The sequence below is a fragment of the Motilibacter aurantiacus genome (assembly GCF_011250645.1).
Classification (GTDB): Bacteria; Actinomycetota; Actinomycetes; order Motilibacterales; family Motilibacteraceae; genus Motilibacter_A; species Motilibacter_A aurantiacus.
Map to the genome: position 1 here is coordinate 171,360 of NZ_JAANNO010000003.1, position 19,874 is coordinate 191,233.

At 73.6% G+C, this 19,874-nt stretch carries 17 protein-coding genes; 3 read left to right on the top strand and 14 right to left on the bottom strand.

Going from position 1 to position 19,874, the window contains the following annotated elements:
• Positions 1 to 561: 561 nt before the first annotated feature.
• The 6 genes from G9H72_RS07130 to dusB form a co-directional block, all read right to left on the bottom strand.
• Positions 562 to 1,686 (bottom strand): RNA polymerase sigma factor, encoded by a 1,125-nt coding sequence (locus G9H72_RS07130; protein ID WP_331272068.1) that lies wholly within the window; start codon positions 1,684 to 1,686, stop codon positions 562 to 564.
• A gap of 156 nt (positions 1,687 to 1,842) precedes the next feature.
• A complete protein-coding gene (gene dnaG, locus G9H72_RS07135) occupies positions 1,843 to 3,696 on the bottom strand; it encodes a DNA primase (RefSeq protein ID WP_166169337.1) in 1,854 nt (617 codons plus the stop codon).
• 64 nt (positions 3,697 to 3,760) lie between these two features.
• Complete coding sequence (locus G9H72_RS07140) at positions 3,761 to 4,363, bottom strand: SixA phosphatase family protein (RefSeq protein ID WP_166169339.1); 603 nt, start codon at positions 4,361 to 4,363, stop codon at positions 3,761 to 3,763.
• Positions 4,364 to 4,462: 99 nt separating this feature from the next.
• Entirely contained in the window at positions 4,463 to 5,710 is a 1,248-nt protein-coding gene (locus G9H72_RS07145; RefSeq protein ID WP_166169341.1) for a deoxyguanosinetriphosphate triphosphohydrolase, read from the bottom strand.
• Positions 5,710 to 6,324 carry a YdcF family protein gene (locus G9H72_RS07150; protein WP_166169343.1) on the bottom strand — a complete coding sequence of 205 codons (615 nt, stop codon included), beginning with the start codon at positions 6,322 to 6,324 and terminating at the stop codon, positions 5,710 to 5,712. Before G9H72_RS07150 ends, G9H72_RS07145 begins: the two co-directional genes overlap by 1 nt.
• 59 nt (positions 6,325 to 6,383) lie before the next feature.
• Entirely contained in the window at positions 6,384 to 7,550 is a 1,167-nt protein-coding gene (gene dusB, locus G9H72_RS07155; RefSeq protein ID WP_166169345.1) for a tRNA dihydrouridine synthase DusB, read from the bottom strand.
• Positions 7,551 to 8,206: 656 nt separating this feature from the next.
• Between dusB and G9H72_RS07160 the strand changes: the two genes are divergently transcribed.
• Positions 8,207 to 8,716, top strand: coding sequence for a hypothetical protein (locus G9H72_RS07160; protein ID WP_166169347.1), 510 nt, complete (start codon positions 8,207 to 8,209; stop codon positions 8,714 to 8,716).
• A gap of 107 nt (positions 8,717 to 8,823) precedes the next feature.
• Here the strand turns inward: G9H72_RS07160 and G9H72_RS07165 are convergent, their stop codons facing one another.
• Positions 8,824 to 10,209 (bottom strand): glycine--tRNA ligase, encoded by a 1,386-nt coding sequence (locus G9H72_RS07165; RefSeq protein ID WP_166169349.1) that lies wholly within the window; start codon positions 10,207 to 10,209, stop codon positions 8,824 to 8,826.
• A 46-nt stretch (positions 10,210 to 10,255) separates the two neighbouring features.
• Entirely contained in the window at positions 10,256 to 10,687 is a 432-nt protein-coding gene (locus G9H72_RS07170) for an antibiotic biosynthesis monooxygenase (protein ID WP_166169351.1), read from the bottom strand.
• A 70-nt stretch (positions 10,688 to 10,757) separates the two neighbouring features.
• On the opposite strand from G9H72_RS07170, the gene G9H72_RS07175 reads away from it, so the two are divergent.
• Together G9H72_RS07175 and G9H72_RS07180 are read left to right on the top strand one after the other, a co-directional pair.
• Positions 10,758 to 11,171 (top strand): DUF6703 family protein, encoded by a 414-nt coding sequence (locus tag G9H72_RS07175; protein ID WP_331272069.1) that lies wholly within the window; start codon positions 10,758 to 10,760, stop codon positions 11,169 to 11,171.
• A 56-nt stretch (positions 11,172 to 11,227) separates the two neighbouring features.
• Positions 11,228 to 11,638 (top strand): Fur family transcriptional regulator, encoded by a 411-nt coding sequence (locus G9H72_RS07180; RefSeq protein ID WP_331272070.1) that lies wholly within the window; start codon positions 11,228 to 11,230, stop codon positions 11,636 to 11,638.
• Positions 11,639 to 11,788: 150 nt separating this feature from the next.
• Here G9H72_RS07180 and G9H72_RS07185 read toward each other — a convergent pair whose 3' ends face one another.
• From G9H72_RS07185 to era, 6 genes are all read right to left on the bottom strand, one after another.
• A complete protein-coding gene (locus tag G9H72_RS07185) occupies positions 11,789 to 13,039 on the bottom strand; it encodes a YibE/F family protein (protein ID WP_166169357.1) in 1,251 nt (416 codons plus the stop codon).
• Between the two features lie 39 nt (positions 13,040 to 13,078).
• Complete coding sequence (locus G9H72_RS07190) at positions 13,079 to 13,963, bottom strand: isoprenyl transferase (RefSeq protein ID WP_166169359.1); 885 nt, start codon at positions 13,961 to 13,963, stop codon at positions 13,079 to 13,081.
• Positions 13,960 to 14,691, bottom strand: coding sequence for a DNA repair protein RecO (recO, locus tag G9H72_RS07195; protein ID WP_166169917.1), 732 nt, complete (start codon positions 14,689 to 14,691; stop codon positions 13,960 to 13,962). The genes G9H72_RS07190 and recO overlap by 4 nt, the downstream gene beginning before the upstream one ends.
• A gap of 225 nt (positions 14,692 to 14,916) precedes the next feature.
• Positions 14,917 to 16,617 carry a 2-isopropylmalate synthase gene (gene leuA / locus G9H72_RS07200; protein ID WP_166169920.1) on the bottom strand — a complete coding sequence of 567 codons (1,701 nt, stop codon included), beginning with the start codon at positions 16,615 to 16,617 and terminating at the stop codon, positions 14,917 to 14,919.
• A 213-nt stretch (positions 16,618 to 16,830) separates the two neighbouring features.
• A complete protein-coding gene (locus G9H72_RS07205) occupies positions 16,831 to 18,612 on the bottom strand; it encodes a S8 family serine peptidase (RefSeq protein ID WP_166169361.1) in 1,782 nt (593 codons plus the stop codon).
• 139 nt (positions 18,613 to 18,751) lie between these two features.
• Positions 18,752 to 19,678, bottom strand: a complete 927-nt coding sequence (era, locus tag G9H72_RS07210) for a GTPase Era (RefSeq protein WP_166169923.1) — start codon at positions 19,676 to 19,678, stop codon at positions 18,752 to 18,754.
• Positions 19,679 to 19,874 lie beyond the last annotated feature (196 nt).

The following is a 19,874-nucleotide window of genomic DNA, read 5'->3' on the forward strand; positions in this document are numbered from 1 at the left end:
GAAGGCGTCGGATCGGTCGTACCACGATGTTCTCCTCAACGCTGGGGAAAGCTCGGTGGCGCTCTTTGGGGGACGACAGCGGACATCGCTGTCACTACGGTCGGGCCCGGTGCAGACGGGCGAAGCGGACAGGAGGACGGCGACCGCGGACAATCCGTTGTCCGGAGGCCGCCGAGCTTCAGGACGTGCGGCGGGCGCGTCGTTCGCCGAGGGGCGCGCGGACGGCCACGACGTGCGTGGCGTGCGGCGATGACACAGGAACCCCCCAGCAACGGAACACGTGCGAGCACTGCAGTTCTTGACGTGGCGGCGCCGTCGCGAAAGCCATTGCGCGGGCGCTGCAACAAACTAGGGTCGTTGCCGCCCGCGGTCAACGCTCCCAAGGTCACTTTCTGGCGTCGAAACGGGGAAACCCTTCCGGCCGACGAAAGTCGTTGCCTCGATGCACTTCTGGGTGTCCCACACCGACCGCCGCCGCGGAACAGATGGGGTGCGCGGGGACGGGCGGCGCGTCCCCCGGCACCCTTTCCGAAGGACGCTTCCCGAGGGAGGCACACGTCCTCACAGATAGTCGCGCAACTGCTGGGCGAACGTGGGCTGGCGGAGCTTCGCCAGGGTCTTGGCCTCGATCTGGCGCACCCGCTCCCGCGTCACACCGAAGCGCTGCCCGACCTCCTCCAGGGTGTGCACCTCCCCGTCGTCGAGGCCGTAGCGCAGCCGGACGACCTGCCGCTCGCGCTCGCCCAGGCAGGCGAGGACCGCGTCCAGGTGGTCGTGCAGCAGCGAGGAGCAGACCGAGTCGACCGGGGTCACCGCCTCGACGTCCTCGATGAGGTCGCCGAGCTCGGAGCCGCCGTCCTCCCCCACCGCGAGGTGGAGGGAGACCGGCTCGACCGCGAACCGCAGCGCCTCGACGACGCGGACGACGGGCAGCTGGGCGCGCTCGGCCACCTCCTCGGGGGACGGCTCTCGGCCCAGCTCCTGCAGGAGCGAGCGCTGGCTGCGCAGCACCCGGTTGATGCTCTCGGCCATGTGGACCGGGACCCGGATGGTCCGGCCCTGGTCGGCGAGCGCACGGCTCACCGCCTGGCGGATCCACCAGCTGGCGTACGTGGAGAACTTGTAGCCGCGCGTGTAGTCGAACTTCTCCACCGCCCGGATCAGCCCCAGGTTGCCCTCCTGGACGAGGTCGAGCAGCGGCAGGCCACGCCCGGCGTAGCGCTTCGCGACCGACACGACCAGGCGGAGGTTGGCCGCGACCAGATGCTCCTTGGCCCGTCGCCCCTCCCCCGCCAGGAGCGCGAGGTCCTGGCGGAGCCCGGGGTCGTGCTCCCCCGTCTCGAGCCGCTCGGCAGCGAACAGGCCGGCCTCGACGGCGCGCGCCAGCGACACCTCCTGCTCGGCCGTGAGGAGCGGGACGCGGCCGATCTCGCGCAGATAGACACGGACGAGGTCCGCCCCCACCCCCGGCGCGTCCTCGTCGAGCGCCGGGGCGGCGTCCTCGAGCTCCTCGAGAGCGCTCGGCGCCGGCTCGGTGCTGAGCGCCTCGGCGGGAGGCTCCGCCGTCTCGAGGTCGAGGCCGGAGCCGGTGGCGGGCAGCGCGTCGGAGGTGTCCGGCGCAGCGCCCGAGGGCACGTCGTCGGCCGCCCGGCGCGGGGCGACGAGGTCCGGGACGACCTCCAGCACGGGAGCATTGGGCCTAGCTGAACGGAACGTGCCGGCCCCCCGGGCATCGTCCCGCCGCACTGTCATGGGCACGGGCTCAGTGTGCTCCAGCTCACGGCCTTCAGCAGCCACTTCACCGCATTGCCAGCGGTCGGCACGCCCGTTCGAGGGCGCAGGTCACCCGGCGCCGAGAGCCCGGTCACGGACGGTGCGGCGCTGGTTGTCGAGGGCCATCAACTCCCGCTGCACCACGCCGAGCTCGTCCGCCTCGGCCACGGGGTCGAGCCGCTGCAGCCGCCCGAGCAGCTCGGAGTGGCGGCGGGCGAGGGCCGCCTCCTCGACGCTCGCGAGGATCCCCACCGCGTAGCGCTTCTCGGTGCCAGGAGGCGTCGGCAGCGGCTCCACGGCCAGCGTCACCACGTCGGCGCGCACCTCCTCGTCGGCGGCCGCCTCGCGCACGGCCCCGACCCAGGCGGGCCCGGGGACGGCGTCGGCCACTCGTCCGGCCGCCGCGGTGATGGCCCGGGCGACGGCGACGTGACGCGGCTCGGTGAACGCCGACTCCGGCAGCACGTCGAAGGTCGCCCCGACGACGTCCGGCATCTGCAGCGCCGCCTTGAGCGCTTCCCGCTCCGCGACGAGGAAGGCCCGGCTCGGCCGCGGGCCGGGCGCGGCCTCGCGCGCTGCGGCCCGTCGGGCGTCCGAGACGCTGCCTCGAGCCTGCGCGACCAGCTCGTTCGGGTCTTGCAGGGAGGTGAGCACGGCGAGCCGGCGCGCGTACTCCTGGCGCAGGGAGGTGTCCCGGATGCGCTGCACGATGGACATGCCGGACCGGCGGGCGGCGGTACGGCCCTCGGCCGTGTCCATGTCGTAGCGGCCGACCGCCGACCGCAGCGCGAACTCGAAGAGCGGCACCCGGCTCGAGACGAGCTCGCGCACCGCCTCCGGCCCGCGTTCCAGCCGCAGGTCGCACGGGTCCAGCCCGGTCGGCTCGACGGCCACGTAGGTCTGGGTCACGAACCGCTCGTCGCCCTCGAACGCCTTCAGCGCGGCCTTGCGCCCCGCCTCGTCCCCGTCGAAGGTGAACACCACCTCGCCGCGGAACTCGTTCTCGTCCATGAGGTAGCGGCGCAGGGCGCGCGCGTGGGCGTCGCCGAACGCGGTGCCGCACGTCGCGACGGCGGTGCCCACTCCGGACAGGTGGCAGGCCATCACGTCCGTGTAGCCCTCGACCACGACCGCCTGCAGGCTCTTCGCGATCTCCCTCCGGGCCAGGTCGATGCCGTAGAGCACCTGCGACTTCTTGTAGATGGGGGTCTCGGTCGTGTTGAGGTACTTGGCCTGGATGCGGTCGTCCTCGTGCAGCCGGCGCGCGCCGAACCCGATCACCGCCCCGGCCGAGTCCCGGATCGGCCAGATCAGGCGGCCCCGGAAGCGGTCGTACGGGCCCCGGCCGCTGCGTCCCACGAGGCCGCCCTCGACGAGGTCGTCCTCGCGGAAGCCCCTGCCGCGCAGGTGGCGGAGGAGCGCCTCCCCGCCCGCCGGGGCGTACCCGACCCCGAAGTGCTCGGCGGCGGCGCGGTCGAACCCGCGCTCGGCCAGGAACCGCCGCCCGACGATCGCCTCCGGACCGGCCAGCTGCTCGACGTAGAACTCGGCGGCGGCGCGGTGGGCCTCGAGCAGGCGGGTCCGCTGCCCGGCCACCTGCGCGTCGGGACCGCTGCCGTCCTCGTAGCGCAGCTCGATGCCCGCGCGGGGCGCGAGCCGCTCGACCGCCTCGGCGAACGACAGCTGCTCCAACTGGCGCAGGAAGTCGATCGCGTCGCCGCCGGCGTTGCAGCCGAAGCAGTGATAGGTCCCGATGCTGGGCCGGACGTTGAACGACGGGGTCTTCTCGTCGTGGAAGGGGCAGAGCCCCTTGAGCGCGTCCGCCCCCGCGCGGCGCAGGGTCACGTGCTCGCCGACGACGTCGGCGATGTTCACGCGCTCCTTGACGAGGGCGACGTCCTCGTCCCGGATCCGTCCCGCCACCAGCGGAGTGTACGTAGCCGGCGCCAGGGGTGGCGCCGCCGTCCTCAGCCCGGCCGGTGGGGCTCTAGCCGACCGCCGCCTGGCGCGGGGCCGGCTCCTCCTCCAGCTGGTACGCAGGCTGCGGAGCCGGGCTCCCGGCGAGGACGCGCAGCGGCGGCAGGTAGTGCGCCGCCCGTCCGGCCCCGCCGTCCTCGATCACCCAGCTGGCGCCCTTCGGCGTGGTGGTGGGCTCCTTCGGCAGCAGGACCGACTTGTGCCGCCGCCACCGGCGCAGCAGCGCCGACAGGGTCTCCCCGTGGGTGCAGCAGACGGCACCCTGGACCGCGGGACGCGCGAGGAACTCGTCGAGCACCTCGGGGCTCACGTCGCGGGCGAGCTCCTCGCGCTCCTCGACCATGAGCCCGAGCCGCTCCGCGAGCGGGCCGAGGGACTGGCGACAACGGCGCGCCGGGCTAGTGAGCAGGCGCGTCACGGGGAACCCGCCGAGGACCTGCTCGAGCCCGATGGCCTGCTCGAGCCCCTGCTCGCTGAGCGGCCGCTCCAGGTCGCTGAACGGCCAGAGCCGCTTGTCGCCGGCGTGCGCGTGACGGACGAGGATCAGCACGTGCTCCTCCTGACGACGGAGTGCCGCCCGGACGACGAGCACCGCTGCGACATCGTGAAGCAACCGTTGCACCGTGCAGTGTTCATGTGCTTGCCACGTTAGCGGTCGATCAGGCCGGGCGCACAATGCCGTCGCATCAGGGCGCCCGCCGTGATCTTCGCCTCACCGGCCGACGGTGAGGGCGGCGTGCAGCGCCACCGCGGACGAGTCGGTCAGGGAGGCGACGGCGTCGACGACGGCCCGCAGCCGGGCCGCCCCGCCGGCGGCCGCCTCCCAGTCCTCGCGGTACGGCTGCGGCAGCGCCGCGGGCGCCCCCTCGCCCAGCAGGCCCACCAGGTCGGCCACGACCTGGCGCTGGCGGGCCAGCTGCGCGAGCCTGCCCTCGCCCTGCATGACGTAGCACCAGGCCATGGCCTTGAGCACCGCGACCTCGTGACGGGCGGGCGCGGGCACGACGAGATCGGTCGAGTAGCGGCTCAGCGGCCCCGTCCCGGCGACGGCGCGGGTCGCGTCCTCGGCGGCGGCGCTGAAGCGGCCCACGAGGCGACTGGTGAGCCGCTTGAGGCCGGCGAGCGCCCGGCGCCCCCCGTCGTGGCTCACCGGCCACTCGGGCAGCGCCAGGAGCCGGGCCAGGGCGGCGCGCAGCTCCTCCTCGTCGCTGCCCCGGGCGTACACCTCCCGGGCGGTCGTGACGACGACTCCGGTGGCCTCCTCCGACCGCAGCGCGCGCAGGTCGATGAGGCCCGCCTGGACCCCGTCCTCGACGTCGTGGACGGAGTACGCGACGTCGTCGGCCCAGTCCATGACCTGTGCCTCCAGGCAGGGCCGACCGTCCGGCGAGCCCGCGCGCAGCCAGTCGAAGACCGCCAGGTCCTCCGCGTAGACCCCGTACTTGCCGGGCCGGCCGTGCGCGACGGCGTCCGCACGCGCCCAGGGGTACTTCGTGGTGGCGTCCAGGCTGGCGCGGGTCAGGTTGAGCCCGACGCTCCGGCCACGCGCATCGAAGGCCTTGGCCTCCAGCCGCGTCAGCAGCCGCAGCGTCTGGGCGTTGCCCTCGAAGCCGCCGATCCCCGCCGCCTCGACGTCCAGGGCCTGCTCACCGTTGTGGCCGAACGGCGGATGCCCGAGGTCGTGGGCCAGGCAGGCGGTCTCCACCACGTCCGGGGCGCAGCCCAGGGCCCGGCCGAGCTCCCGCCCGACCTGCGCGACCTCCAGCGAGTGGGTCAGCCGGTTGCGCACGAAGTCGTCGGTCCACGGCAGCACGACCTGCGTCTTCGCCCCCAGCCGGCGCAGCCCGCTGGCGTGCGTCACCCGCGCGCGGTCCCGCTCGAAGGGCGAGCGCCCCGGCCGGGTCGCCGGCTCGGCCGCCCAACGCTCCCGGGCGGCCTCGTCGTAGCCCTCCGCCCCCACTAGCCCCCCTTGCCGAGCACCCGGCTCGCGCGCTCGCCGAGCAGGGAGTAGGCGGCGTACGCGAGCGTCTCCCGCGCGATGTAGCGCGCCGAGCGCGGGGTGCCGGTCGACGGCCCGGAGCGCGTCGGCGAGGTGACCGCGTCGAGGCCGAGGTCGCGGGCCATCGTCCGGCTGCGCAGCTCGTGCCACGGGTCCGTCACGAGGACGACCGAGCGCCACCCCTTGTCGCGCAGCTGCGCGCTCACCGCCTCCAGGCTCTCGAAGGTGTCGCTGCCGACCGGCACCGCGATCACGTCCTCGGCCGGGACGCCGTGCTCCACGAGCCACTCCTTGCCGGCGCGCGCCTCGGTCGAGCGGTCACCGGGCCGGCCGCCGCCCACGGTCACCACCCGCGGCGCGGCGCGCTCGGCGTAGAGCGCCATGGCCTGCTCGAGCCGCGCCTGCAGCACCGGCGCCGGCTTGCCGTTGCGCTGGCTGGCCCCGAGCACGACGATCGCGTCGGACGGGCCGCGGTCGTCGATGCCCGCGACCTGGACGACCCGGATCGCCGTCACGACGAGGTAGGCCGCGCCGGCCGCGAGGGCGAGCACGACGACGCGTCGCAGCAGGCGCATGCGTCGGTCCCTCCTCCGTTCGGTGCCGGCGCAGAACGTACCCCGCAGCGGGGACAGGCTCAGCCCCCGGAGACCGCCAGCTCCTCGCCGGCCTCCAGCGCGACGCATGCGGTACCGGCGTCGTCGAGCCACCCCTCCGGCAGCACGAGCCGCTTCTGCGGGCTCGTCCGGCCCCGCGGACGACCGAGCTCTGCTTCAGGGAACGGCTGATCGGCGTCGAGCTGAGCGAGGAGGCCGTCGAGCTCGCGCAGGCTGGACACGAGGCCGAGCTGCTGGCGCAGCGTCGAGCCGACGGCGAAGCCCTTGAAGCTCCAGGCCATGAACTTGCGCAGCTCGCGGAGGCCGCGCTCCTCCCCCGCCCATGCCGTGAGCAGCTCGGCGTGGCGGCGGACCATCCGGGCCACGTCCTCGAGCCGGGGCAGGCTGGTGTGCGGCCGCCCGTCGAACGCCGCCGCGAGGTCGGCGAAGAGCCAGGGGCGCCCGAGGCATCCGCGGCCCACGACCACGCCGTCGCACCCGGTCTGCTCGACCATCCGGACCGCGTCCGAGGCCTCCCAGATGTCCCCGTTGCCCAGGACGGGGATGTCGACGGCCTCCTTGAGCGTCGCGATCGCGGGCCAGTCGGCAGTGCCCGAGTATCCCTGAATCGCAGTTCGGGCGTGCAGGGCGATGGCCGCACACCCCTCGTCCTGCGCGATGCGCCCGGCGTCGAGGTAGGTCAGCAGGTGGTCGTCGAGGCCCTTGCGGGTCTTCAGGGTCACCGGCGCCCCCTGCGCGCCCTTGACCGCGGCCCGGAGGACCTCGCGCAGCAGCCCGCGTTTCCACGGCAGCGCGGCGCCGCCGCCCTTCTTGGTGATCTTCGGGACGGGGCAGCCGAAGTTCAGGTCGACGTGGTCCACCCCGTGCTCGTCGACCAGGATGCGCACCGCCTCACCGACGTAGTACGGGTCCACGCCGTACAACTGCACGCTGCGCGGCACCTCGTCCGGCCCCGGCGTCAGCAGGTGCAGCGTCTCGCGGTCCCCCTCGACCAGCCCGCGGCTCGTGATCATCTCGCTGACGAACAGCCCCCGCCCGCCGGCCGCCTCCCGGCACAGCTGGCGGTACGGCGCGTTCGTGATACCGGCCATCGGCGCCAGCACCACCGGCAGCCCGACCTCCAGGCGCCCCAGCCGCAGCGGCGGGGCGACCGGGCGCGTCGGCGCCTCCGCGGCGTACGTGGTCATGGGTCCAGTGTGCCAAGTGCCACGGCGGCGTGCCGGCGGGCGCTTCCCCGCCCGCACCCGCCCTCCCGTCCCCCTCGCCTTGACCGCGCCCGCGCCTGTTCGCGTGAATGCGGCATTGTGCCGATGGGTTCGCGTCGATGCGACATTCAGCCCACGTCGCGTGGTCTCGGTGCCGCGTTCATCGGCTCTCGTGTCAGGTCTGGAACGCTCCGCTCGCCCGCGAACTCCCGACGGCCGCGCCGCCGGTCGGTCGTCCACAGCTTCACCGCCCGAGCGTCGTCGTCCACATTCCGACGCGACGGTCCGGTCGCAAGCACGTCTCCAGCCAGGGTTGGGCCATGCCCCGACGCAGTGCCCTGCTTGACCACGCGGCCCTGGACCAGTTGATCGCACGCGACGAGTCGGTCCTGCTCACTGTCCGAGCTGAAGGAGATCGGCGTGCCGCTCTCGAGCGTGAACTACAGGTGCCGGGCCGGAGGCCCGTGGCAGCGGGGCCTGCCCGGCATCGTGCTCGCCCACAACGGGCGCCCCACCCGTCGGCAGCATCTGGTCGGACCTGGCGCCTGCCCCCACCCGTCCTCACCGGGACGCTTCCACTCGCGCCTGTAGCGCGCGCTGTCATCGACGAGGCACGTCGCTCCAGAAGCCTCGACGACGTGCGAGCTCTCGTCGCCGAGAGCGTGCAGCGGCTCCGGTGCGAGCCTCGCGACCTCGTCGTCGAGCTGGCGGCGGCACAGCGCCGCGGGTCACGGCTGGCCCGGATGGCCCTCGACGAGCTGCTCGCCGGAGTGCGTTCGGCCGCCGAGGCCGACGCACGGGCTGCGCTGCGTGCCGCCGGCGTGCGGGCCCCGGAGTGGAACGTTCCGCTCTACGACGCGGACGGTGAGTTCCTCGGCATCGTGGACGGCTGGTACGACGACGTCGCGGTCGCGCTCGAGATCGACTCGATGGAGTTCCACTTCACGGCTGAGGCCCACAAGCGCACCCAGCGCCGACAAGCGGGACTGGCCGCGGCGAGGGTGCTCGTGGTGCCCGTCGCGCCGGGTGACGTACGCCGACGCCCGGGCTCGTTCTCCCGGCTGGTGCAGGGAGCGCTGGAGCAGGCGGCCGGCCGGCCACGACCCGACATCCGGCGCTCGCCTCAGGCCGTCGCGCCGCAGGTGTGACTCATGTCGATGCCGCATTCACGCGACCCACGAACGGCAGAATGCCGCATCCACGCAAGAGGTTCGCGAGAATGCGGCATTCAGCCGAACGGGCGGGGCGGCCGGCGTCAGCAGCCCAGCAGCCGACCGCCGAGCCACGACTCGACCTGCGACAGCGACACGCGCTCCTGGGTCATCGTGTCGCGGTCGCGGACCGTCACGGCGTCGTCCTCGAGGGTGTCGAAGTCCACCGTGACGCAGAACGGCGTGCCGATCTCGTCCTGGCGGCGGTAGCGGCGGCCGATGGCACCGGCATCGTCGAACTCGACGTTCCAGTGCTTGCGCAGGGTCGCGGCGAGGTCGCGCGCCTTCGGGGAGAGCGCGGCGTTGCGCGAGAGCGGCAGCACGGCGACCTTGACCGGCGAGAGGCGCGGGTCGAGGCGGAGGACCGTGCGCTTCTCCATCGCGCCCTTCGCGTTGGGCGCCTCGTCCTCGGCGTACGCGTCGAGCAGGAAGGCGAGCGTGGCACGGGTGAGGCCGGCGGCCGGCTCGATGACGTACGGCACCCAACGCTCGCCCTTGTCGGCGTCGAAGTACGACAGGTCCGTGCCCGAGTGCTCGGCGTGCGTCTTGAGGTCGAAGTCGGTGCGGTTCGCGATTCCCTCGAGCTCGGCGAACTCGGTGCCGCCGAAGCGGAACTTGTACTCGATGTCGACGGTGCGCTTCGAGTAGTGGGAGAGCTTCTCCTTGGGGTGCTCGTAGAACCGCATGTTCGACTCGGTGAGGCCGAGGCCGAGGTACCAGTTCCACCGCTGCTCGAGCCAGTACTCGTGCCACTGCTCGTCGGTGCCGGGCTCGACGAAGAACTCCATCTCCATCTGCTCGAACTCGCGCGTGCGGAAGATGAAGTTGCCCGGCGTGATCTCGTTGCGGAACGACTTGCCGGTCTGCGCGATGCCGAAGGGCGGCTTGCGGCGCGCGGACTGCATGACGTTCATGAAGTTGACGAAGATGCCCTGCGCGGTCTCGGGCCGCAGGTAGTGCAGGCCCTCCTCGTCCTCCACCGGGCCGAGGTACGTCTTGAGCAGGCCGTTGAACATGCGGGGCTCGGTGAAGGAGCCCTTCGTGCCGCAGTTGGGGCAGTTGACGTCGGCGAGGCCCTTCTCCGGCAGCTTGCCGTGCTTGGCCTCGTACGCCTCCTCCAGTTGGTCGGACCGGAACCGCTTGTGGCAGGCCTGGCACTCGGTCAGCGGGTCGACGAACGCCTCGACGTGGCCGGAGGCCACCCAGACGTCGCGGGCGAGGATGACGGAGGAGTCGATGCCGACGATGTCCTCGCGCTGCTGGACCATCGTGCGCCACCACTGGCGGCGGACGTTCTCCTTGAGCTCGACGCCGAGCGGCCCGTAGTCCCAGGCCGACCGGGTGCCCCCGTAGATCTCGCTGCTGGGGTAGACGAAACCCCGGCGCTTGGCGAGGCTGACGATGGTGTCGATCTTGGCGTCGGTGGCCACGGAGATATCTCCATCCGGCTGGCGGTCGGCGGGCAGGCGGCACAGGCTACCGCCCGGCGGGGCCCTCCCCGAACGTGCCGTGGCCGCGCCCGGGCGGCAGGTCGACAGGGACCTCGGGGGCGCTCGCCGACCCGACACCGACGCTACCGGCGTCGGCTGCGAGGCGGGTGCGGGCCTCGACCTTCCCCGTGCCGTCCACCGTCAGGAGCGGCTCGTACGCCGTCGGCTCGTCGATCGCGGTGGACAGCACCGGGACCGCCTGCACCTTCACGTCGTACGCCGACAGCGCCCGCCGGTAGGCCCCCACCGAGTCCCACTCGGTCGTCAGCACCCACAGCCCCGCGTCGTCCGTCGCCCGCCCGAGGGTGGCGCGGCGGAACCCGGCGCACGCGGCCAGCGCGGCCACGGCACTGCGGGCGGTGGCGAGGAAGGCCGCCCCCTCGTCGACGGGTACGCGGTGGCGCGTCACGGCAAGCACGTCGCGCATCGTCGCGCATCGCGGGCGAGCCGTGCCCGGTGCCCGGCCCGGATGCGGCACGATGCAGCCGATGCCGAAGAGACGCCCACCCCAGCGCCGGCCGGCCGCGCCCGGTCGCCCGGCCGCCACGCGCAGCAGGCCCACCGCGAGGCCCCGGCCCGACGCCGGTCGTGGGCCGAGCACGCCCCCGCCCGTGCAGGGCACCCCGCTGCGCCGGGCCGTCAGCGCGCGCAGCGCCGGGCCGCTCGCCGCGCTGGGCCGCCTGCCGCGCCTGGCGGTGCCCGCCGTCCTCGGCGTGCTCCTCCTCGTCGGGCTGGCGGCCCCGCCGCTGCTGGGGATCCTGTGCCTGGCCCTGGTCCTGCTCTTCGTCGGCTGGCTGGCCTACCTGTCCTGGCCGCTGGCGACCGCGGGCGGGCGAGCCGGCCGCTGCGCCATGGTCGTGCTGCTGGCGGGCGCGATCGCCCTGCGCGTAGCCGAGCTGTGACCGGAATGCCGCAGCCGTCGGGCATGCTGAACGTGCGCGCAACGGAAGGACGGACAGTGAACGAGAGCTCGACGGGCGCACCCCGCCGCAGTACCCGCCAGCGCAGCGCGGTCTCCGCCGTCCTCGACGAGACGGACGAGTTCCGCAGCGCGCAGGACCTGCATGCCCTGCTCCGTGAGCGTGGCGAGGCGGTCGGGCTGACCACCGTCTACCGGACGCTGCAGGGGCTGGCCGAGGCCGGCGAGGTGGACGTGCTGCGTCGCGACGACGGCGAGGCGGTCTACCGGCGCTGCAGCACCGGTCACCACCACCACCTGGTCTGCCGCTCGTGCGGGCGCACGGTCGAGGTGGCCGGCCCGTCGGTCGAGCGGTGGGCCGACTCGATCGCGGCCAAGAACGGCTTCGTCGACATCGCGCACACGGTGGAGATCTTCGGCACCTGCCCCGCCTGCGCCGCGAAGGCCTGACTCGCGCTCACCCGCCCTGCGCCGCGAAGGGCTGACCGCACTCACCCGGCCTGCGCCGGCGACGGCCTGACCCGCACTCAGGCCGGCATGCCCGGCCAAGGGCAGACCGGCACACTCAGGCGGCGAGCCCCGCGAAGGCCCGCCCCGCGCTCAGGCGCTGGCCCCGCTCGCGCGGCTGGGGCGCCCCGCCGTGAGGCGTACGACCAGCACGCCGAGAGCGGTGGTCAGCGGCACGGCGAGCACCAGCCCGATGGCACCGACGAGGGACCGCACGATCTCGGCCGCGACGTCCCCGCTGACGACGACCTGACTGAGCGGCGCGGTCGACAGCTCGATGAGCAGCAGCACCGGGAGCGCCGCGCCGGCGTACGCGAAGACGATGGTGTAGACGGTCGAGGCGATGTGGTCGCGCCCGATGCGCATCGCCGAGCCGAACAGCCGCCGGCTCGAGAGGCCCGGCTGCAGCTCGTGCAGCTCCCACACGGCCGACGCCTGGGTGATCGTCACGTCGTTCAGCACCCCGAGCCCGGCCAGCACGACCCCGCACACGAGCAGCCCGGACAGGTCGATCTGGCCGGCGAGCGAGACCAGCGAGGCGTCCTCGGACCCGACGCCGGACAGGTGCGCCGCCGCTCCCGCCCACGTCGCCAGCAGCGCGGTCAGCGCCACCCCGAACAGGGTCCCGAGCAGCGCCGTCGTCGTGCGGACCGAGATCCCGTGCGCGAGGTAGAGCACCACCAGCAGGATCGCCGAGCTGCCCACGACGCCGACCAGCAACGGGTCGCGCCCGACGAGCAACGCCGGAAGCATGAACTCGAGGACCGCAAAGCCCGTCACCACCAGCCCGGCCAGGGCGGCGAGCCCGCGCAGCCGTGCGACGAGGACGACCAGCAGGGCGAACGAGACCGCGAGCAGCGCCAGCGGCAGGTCCCGCACGAAGTCGAGGAAGAGCCAGGACTCCGGCGCGTCGCCGGCCGCGGGAACGTGGGCGAGGCGTACGCGGTCCCCGGGCGAGACCCCGGACTGCACGACGTCGGGGGCGAGGTCGACCTCCACCCCGTCCCGTCCGGGCAGCGCCACCATCGCGTAGGCGCAGGTGACCCGGGGTGGCTCGGTGCCGGACTCGGCGTTGCTGGTGCAGTCGTAGGGCTGGACGGAGGCCACGGTGCCGTCCACGAGCTGCAGCCCATCGGCCCGCCCCAGCGCCTCCGGCGCCGTCGGCCGCTCCCCGCGCGGCCACAGCAGCACGAGGCCGACGACGGTCGCGAGCGTCGCCAGCACGACGGCGGCCGCGAGGACGGCCCGGACGAGCCAAGCCTGCCCCGGGTCGGCCGGCTCACGCCGGCGACGGCCCCCGGCCCGGGCATGGGTGTGCCCGTGACCCGTGTGGTGCGACGTCACGTCGCGGCCCGGGCGCGAGCCGCCACGTCGGGCGCGCGGTCAGGCAGGGGCACCGTCGGGCACGGGCTCGTCGGGCACGCTCTTCGCGGGCAGGCGCGCACCGGGACCGGCGTCGGGCAGCACGTTCGGCTGGGCTCCGCCGTAGCGGCGGTCACGCCGGGCGTACTCCTCGATCGCCTGCCACAGGTGACGCCGGTCGAAGTCCGGCCACAGCGTGTCGAGGAAGACCATCTCGGCGTACGCCGACTGCCAGAGCAGGAAGTTCGACGTCCGCTGCTCGCCGCTGGAGCGCACGAACAGGTCGACGTCGGGCATCTCGGGGTCGTAGAGATAGCGCGCGAAGAGCTTCTCGTCCACCTTGCGCGGGTCGAGCCGGCCGGCCGCCACGTCCTCGGCAAGCGCGCGCGCGGCGTCCCCGATCTCGGCGCGACCGCCGTAGTTGACGCACATGGTGAGCGTCAGGAGGTCGTTGTCCCGGGTCTGCTCCTGCGCGACCTCGAGCTCGGAGATGACGCTCTTCCAGAGCCGCGGCCGGCGGCCCGCCCAGCGGACGCGCACGCCCATGGCGTCCATCTCGTCGCGGCGCGCGCGCAGCACGTCGCGGCTGTAGCTCATGAGGAACTTGACCTCGTCGGGCGAGCGCCGCCAGTTCTCCGTGGAGAACGCGTAGGCGGAGATGTTCTTCACGCCGATCTCGATCGCGCCGCAGACGACGTCGAAGAGGCTGGCCTCGCCCACCTCGTGGCCCTTGGTACGCGGCAGGCCACGCTGCTTGGCCCACCGGCCGTTGCCGTCCATGACCACCGCGACGTGCGCGGGCACCAGCTCGGCCGGGATGCTCGGCGGCCGAGCGCCCGACGGGTGCGGCGGCGGGGGCTCGGGGACGCGTCGGGCCGCCGCGCGCCGGGACGCCCGCGGGCTCACACCCGCTCCACGAGCCGCAGCGAGCGCAGCCCGCGCTCCAGATGCCAGTTGAGGTACGCCGCCACCAGTCCGTGCCCTTCGCGTCGGGCGCGGCCGTCACTGCCGTCCGCGCTCGCCCAGTCCCCCGTGAGCAGCGCGCCGAGCAGCGCGAGGGTCGCCGGGGCCGGCGCCGCCGAGCCCGCGGGCCGGCAGTCCGGGCACACGGAGCCGCCGGCCGCCACCGCGAAGGCCCCGTGCGGGCCCGCGAGCCCGCACCCGGTGCACGCGTCGAAGCTGGGCGCGTAGCCCGCCACGGCGAGCGACCGGACCAGGAAGGCGTCGAGGATCAGCCCCGGGTCGTGCTCGCCGGACGCGAGCGAGCGCAGCGCACCGAGCAGCAGGAGGTACTGCTGCACCGCCGGCTCGCGCTCGGCGTCGGTCAGCCGCTCGACGGCCTCGAGCATCGCGGTCCCGGCGGTGTAGCGCGCGTAGTCGCTGCCGAGCACCGCGGCGTACGGGGTGAGCGTCTCGACCTGCGTGACGATGTCGAGCGAGCGGCCGGTGTGCAGCTGCAGGTCGACGTGCATGAAGGGCTCGAGCCGGGCGCCGAACTTCGACGACGTCCGGCGCACGCCCTTGGCGACCGCCCGGATGCGCCCCGTCTCACGGGTCAGGATCGTGACGATCCTGTCGGCCTCGCCGAGCTTCTGGGTGCGCAGCACGACACCCTCGTCCCGGTAGAGGCCCACACGCACCATGCTGCCACGCGACCGACGCGGCCCGGACGTCGCCGTGCCGACGGCCGCTCGCAAGATCCGCCCGCCCCAGCCCCGCTCGCCGGCCCGCAGACGTGCGAGAAGGCGCCCCTCTCCCGGTGGAGCCGGCAGCGGGGCGCCTTCCTCGGATCGGGGCAGGCCCGCCCGCAGTGGGCGAGGTCAGCGCGGAGTAGGCGAGGGTGCGCGCAGTGGGCGAGGTCAGCGCGGCGTGGTGGCCCGGTTCACCGCCGAGACGAGCGCGCGCAGCGAGGCGGTCACGATGTTCGCGTCGATCCCGACACCCCACAGCACCCGGTCCCCCACGGCGCACTCGAGGTACGCGGCGGCCCGGGCGTCACCGCCGGCCGACAGGGCGTGCTCGGCGTAGTCGAGCACCCGGATGTCGATCCCGACGCCCGACAGTGCCTGCGTGAACGCGGCGATGGGGCCGTTGCCCGTGCCCTGCAGCTCAATCTCGTTGCCGTCGAGCCGCACGCTCGCCGTCAGCGAGTCCCGCTCGCCCTCCGCCGCCGAGGTGTGATGCCCGAGCAGCGCGAGCCGGCCCCAGGGCGCCGCCGGGTTGGGGAGGTACTCGTCCTGGAAGATCTCCCAGATCTGCGCGGGGGCGACCTCGCCGCCCTCGGCGTCGGTGTGCCGCTGCACGACCTGGCTGAACTCCATCTGCAGCCGGCGCGGCAGGTCGAGCGAGTGCTCGGACTTCATGATGTACGCGACGCCGCCCTTGCCGGACTGCGAGTTGACCCTGATGACGGCCTCGTACGTGCGGCCGACGTCCTTGGGGTCCACCGGGAGGTACGGCACCTCCCAGCGGTACTGCTCGACCGGGACGCCGGCCTCCGCGGCGTCGCGCTCCATCGCCGCCAGGCCCTTGTTGATCGCGTCCTGGTGCGAGCCGCTGAACGCGGTGAAGACGAGGTCGCCGCCGTACGGGTGGCGCTCCCCCACCGGCAGCTGGTTGCAGTACTCGACGGTCCGGCGGATCTCGTCGATGTTCGAGAAATCGATCATCGGGTCGACGCCCTGCGAGAACATGTTCATGCCGAGGGTTACCAGGCAGACGTTGCCCGTGCGCTCGCCGTTGCCGAACAGCGTGCCCTCGATGCGGTCGGCGCCGGCCAGGTAGCCCAGCTCGGCGGCGGCGACCCCGGTGCCCCGGTCGTTGTGCGGGTGCAGCGAGAGGGTGACGCTGTCCCGGTAGGCCAGGCGGCGGTGCATCCACTCGATCGAGTCCGCGTACACGTTCGGCGTCGCCATCTCGACCGTGGCCGGCAGGTTGATGATGGTCTTGCGGTCCGGCGTCGGGGCCAGAACGTCGTTCACCGCGTCGCACACCCGGAGCGCGAACTCCAGCTCGGTCCCTGTGTAGGACTCCGGGGAGTACTCGAAGTAGACGTCCGTGCCCGTGAGGTTCTCGGCGTACTTGCGGCAGAGCTGCGCGCCGGTCGTCGCGATCGAGCAGATGCCCTCGAGGTCGGCGTTGAAGACGACGCGGCGCTGCAGCGCCGAGGTTGAGTTGTAGAAGTGCACGACCGCCTGCGACGCCCCGCGGATCGCCTCGAACGTCCGCTCGATCAGGTGCTCGCGGCACTGCGTCAGGACCTGGATGACCACGTCGTCCGGGATCAGGTCCTCCTCGACCAGCTCGCGGACGAAGTCGAAGTCGGTCTGGCTGGCGGCCGGGAAGCCGACCTCGATCTCCTTGTAGCCCATGGCCACGAGCAGCTCGAACATCTTGCGCTTGCGCGCCGGGCTCATCGGGTCGATCAGCGCCTGGTTGCCGTCACGCAGGTCCACCGAGCACCACTGCGGCGCGCGGGTGATCGTCCTCGACGGCCAGGTGCGGTCAGTCAGGTCGATCGGCTGGAAGCTCGAATAGGCCGAATACCGGGAGTACGGCATGGGCGACGGCTGCTGTTGATTCCTCACGGGTCCCTCGTCTCGCTCCGCTACGGGCGGCCGGGCATGCGCAGCTCCGCGACGAGGGGCCGGCCTGTCAGAGGGCCTCGTCGCGGCGGCTAAGGAGGAGGTCTCCCGGAAGGAGAATGCGCGCCATGCCCCTACGGTAGGCCACCGGCCGCCCCTCCTGCCACCCGCCCACCGGCGGCAAGGCCGCTACCGGGTCACGCGTACGCGCAGGACGGCGCTGCGTGCCGAGGGAGCGCCGGTGGCGCCGGTGAACCGCCACTGGAACTCGGTCGTGACCCGGAGGGTGGTCCGCAGCTGCGCCACGCCCCGCGCGTCGGTCACCACCGTCGTGCCGCAGGCCCAGCGCGTCGTCCCCACCGGGCGGCTGCACGGAGTCACCCGGCGGGCCGCACGCGGCGACCAGGAGACGCCGTCCAGCAGCCGTGCGGTGACGACGGCCGTGCGCCCGGCACGCAGGGTCCCGGGGCCGGAGGTGAGAAGCGCGCTCCACGGCTGCAGCGCGCGGTAGGCGCTGGCCATGCCGCCCGTGGCGACCCGGCCGGTGAGGCCCGCGACGGGCTTGCGCGCCGCGAGGATGCGCTGCACAACGGTCGCGGCCGGGAGGTTGCCCTGGCTCAGCACCAGCGCGGCCTCGCCCGACACGTGCGGCGCGGCCATCGAGGTGCCGTCCTCGTACAGGTAGGCCTGGTCGTAGTTGCCGCCACTCAGCACGCCCGGGGCCGTGCTCCACACCGCGACGCCGGGAGCGCCGATGTCGACGCTGCGCCGGCCGTAGTTGGAGAAGCCGGCGAGGCGGCCCTGATTGTTCACCGCGGCGACGGTCACGACGTTGCCCGCGCGGGACGCAGCGGGGTAGGGCACCGGGACGTCACGGTCGCCGGCGGCCTGCGCACGCAGCGCGGCGTCGATGTCGACCTGCTCGAGGTTGCCGTCCTCGTCCACCACCCCGTTGCCGGCCGCGGCCACGATGACCATGCCGTACTCGCGGCCGAGCGCGGTCATGATCGAGTCGAGCTCGGCCCGGTCCCGGGTGGACGTCGCCTCGATCTCCCAGCTGGCGTTCACGACCTTCGCGCCATGCCGCGCGGCGTACATCAGCGCCTCGAGGATCTCGTTCGACCCGCACGCGTCGCCGTTGACCTTGGTGCCGATCGCCTTGAGCGGCATCACCGTCACGCCGGGCGCGACACCGACGGCGCCGGCGTTGTCGTTCGCGGCCGCGATGGTGCCGGCCACGTGCGTGCCGTGCAGGTCGTTGAGCTCCCGGCCGTTGCCGGACTCGTAGTACTCGTCCGAGTCGTAGACCGAGGCGTCGTCGTGGCAGAAGTCCCAGCCGTTGACGTCGCCGGCGTAGGCGCCGGAGGTCGCCGGGCGCGGGTTCACCCAGATGCTCTGGGCGAGGTCCGGGTGGTTGATGTCGATGCCGGTGTCGATGACCGCGACGACGGTGGACCGCGCCCCCTGCGTGACCGACCAGGCCTCGGGCGCGTCGACGTCGACGTTGAACGTCCCCGCCACCGAACCGCGCCCCTCCACGCCCGGCGCCCGCTGGCCGTCGTTGCGCAGGCCCCACAGCCGGCCCGTGCCGAGGTAGTCCGGCGCTGCGTCACGGCGGACCGCGAGGTCCGGGACGGCGAAGCGGACCCCCGGCTGCGCCCGGAGGGCCGCGGCGACCTCCGACGCGGAGCGTCCCTCCGGCACCTCGACGACCTCGGAGGTGAGGCCGCGGCCCGTCGAGGCGGCACCCGCCCCGGCCGCCACCGAGGCCCGGGCGACGGCGCGGTCCACAGCGGTGGCGTCGGCGTCGTACCAGACGAAGACGCTGTCGCCCGTGGCATCGGCCGCCACGGAGGGGGCCGTGCCGGCCGAGCGCGGGGTGGCCGTGGCGGCGGGCGCGGCCAGCGCCGCCGCGAGCAGGCCGACGGCGGTGGAGGCGGCCGCGAGCGCGATGGGACGAGAACGGGGCATGCAGCGCTCCTGACCGAGATCGGAGGAGGCGGCGCGAGGGGACGCCGCTCCGGGCCGCAGTGTTTCAGACCCGGCTGGGGAACTGTGGACAGCGCCGCGCGAAGGTTGCGAAAAAGGGCGCTTCCGGCGGCGCGGAAGGTCAGAAACCGAGCCGGGCGAGCTGGCGCGGGTCGCGCTGCCAGTCCTTCGCGACCTTGACCCGGACGTCGAGGTAGACCGGCGTGCCGAACAGCGCCTCGATCTGCGACCGCGCCGCCGCCCCCACGTCGCGCAGCCGCGAGCCCCGGGTACCGATCACGATCGCCTTCTGGCTCGGACGCTCGACGTAGAGCGTCGCCATGACGTCCAGCAGTGGCCGGTCCTCGGAACGCCCCTCCCGGTAGGACATCTCCTCCACCACCACGGCGATCGAGTGCGGCAGCTCGTCGCGCACGCCCTCGAGCGCCGCCTCACGGACCAGCTCGGCGACCATGACCTGCTCCGGCTCGTCGGTCAGCTCGCCCTGCGGGTAGAACGGCGGGCCCTGCGGGAGCAGGCCGATGAGCAGGTCCGCCAGCAGCCCGACCTGGTCCTGGGCGACCGCGGAGACCGGCACCACCTCCGCCCACTCGCTGCCGGTCTCCTGCCCGAGCCGGGTGACGGCCAGCAGCTGCTCGGCGACGCGCTCCTTGGACGCCTTGTCGGTCTTGGTGATGACGGCGACCTTGGGCGTGTTGCGGATCTTGGCCAGCTCGGCCGCGATCCATCGGTCCCCGGGCCCGACGCGCTCGTCGGCGGGCAGGCAGAAGCCGACGACGTCGACCTCGGCCAGCGTCGTCATCACCACGTCGTTGAGCCGCTCACCCAGCAGCGTCCGCGGCCGGTGCAGCCCGGGGGTGTCCACGAGCACGAGCTGGGCGTCGGGACGGTGCACGATCCCGCGGATCGCGTGCCGGGTGGTCTGGGGCCGGCTGGAGGTGATGGCCACCTTCTCGCCGACGAGGGCGTTGGTCAGCGTCGACTTGCCCGCGTTGGGGCGGCCGACGAAGCAGGCGAAGCCGGAACGGTGCGAGTCCGAGACGAGCATCGAGGCCGGGACCGTGGCGAGCGCGGAGGCGGGGTACGCCGCCTCGTCCTCGTCATCGACGTCCTCGTCATCGACGTCGTCGTCATCGACGTCGTCGCCATCGACGTCGTCGTCATCGACGTCGTCGTCCTCGGAGTCGTCGTCATCGTCCGCGAGCCCGCCTTCGGCGAGCTCCTCGACGTCGGCCGCGGTGGCC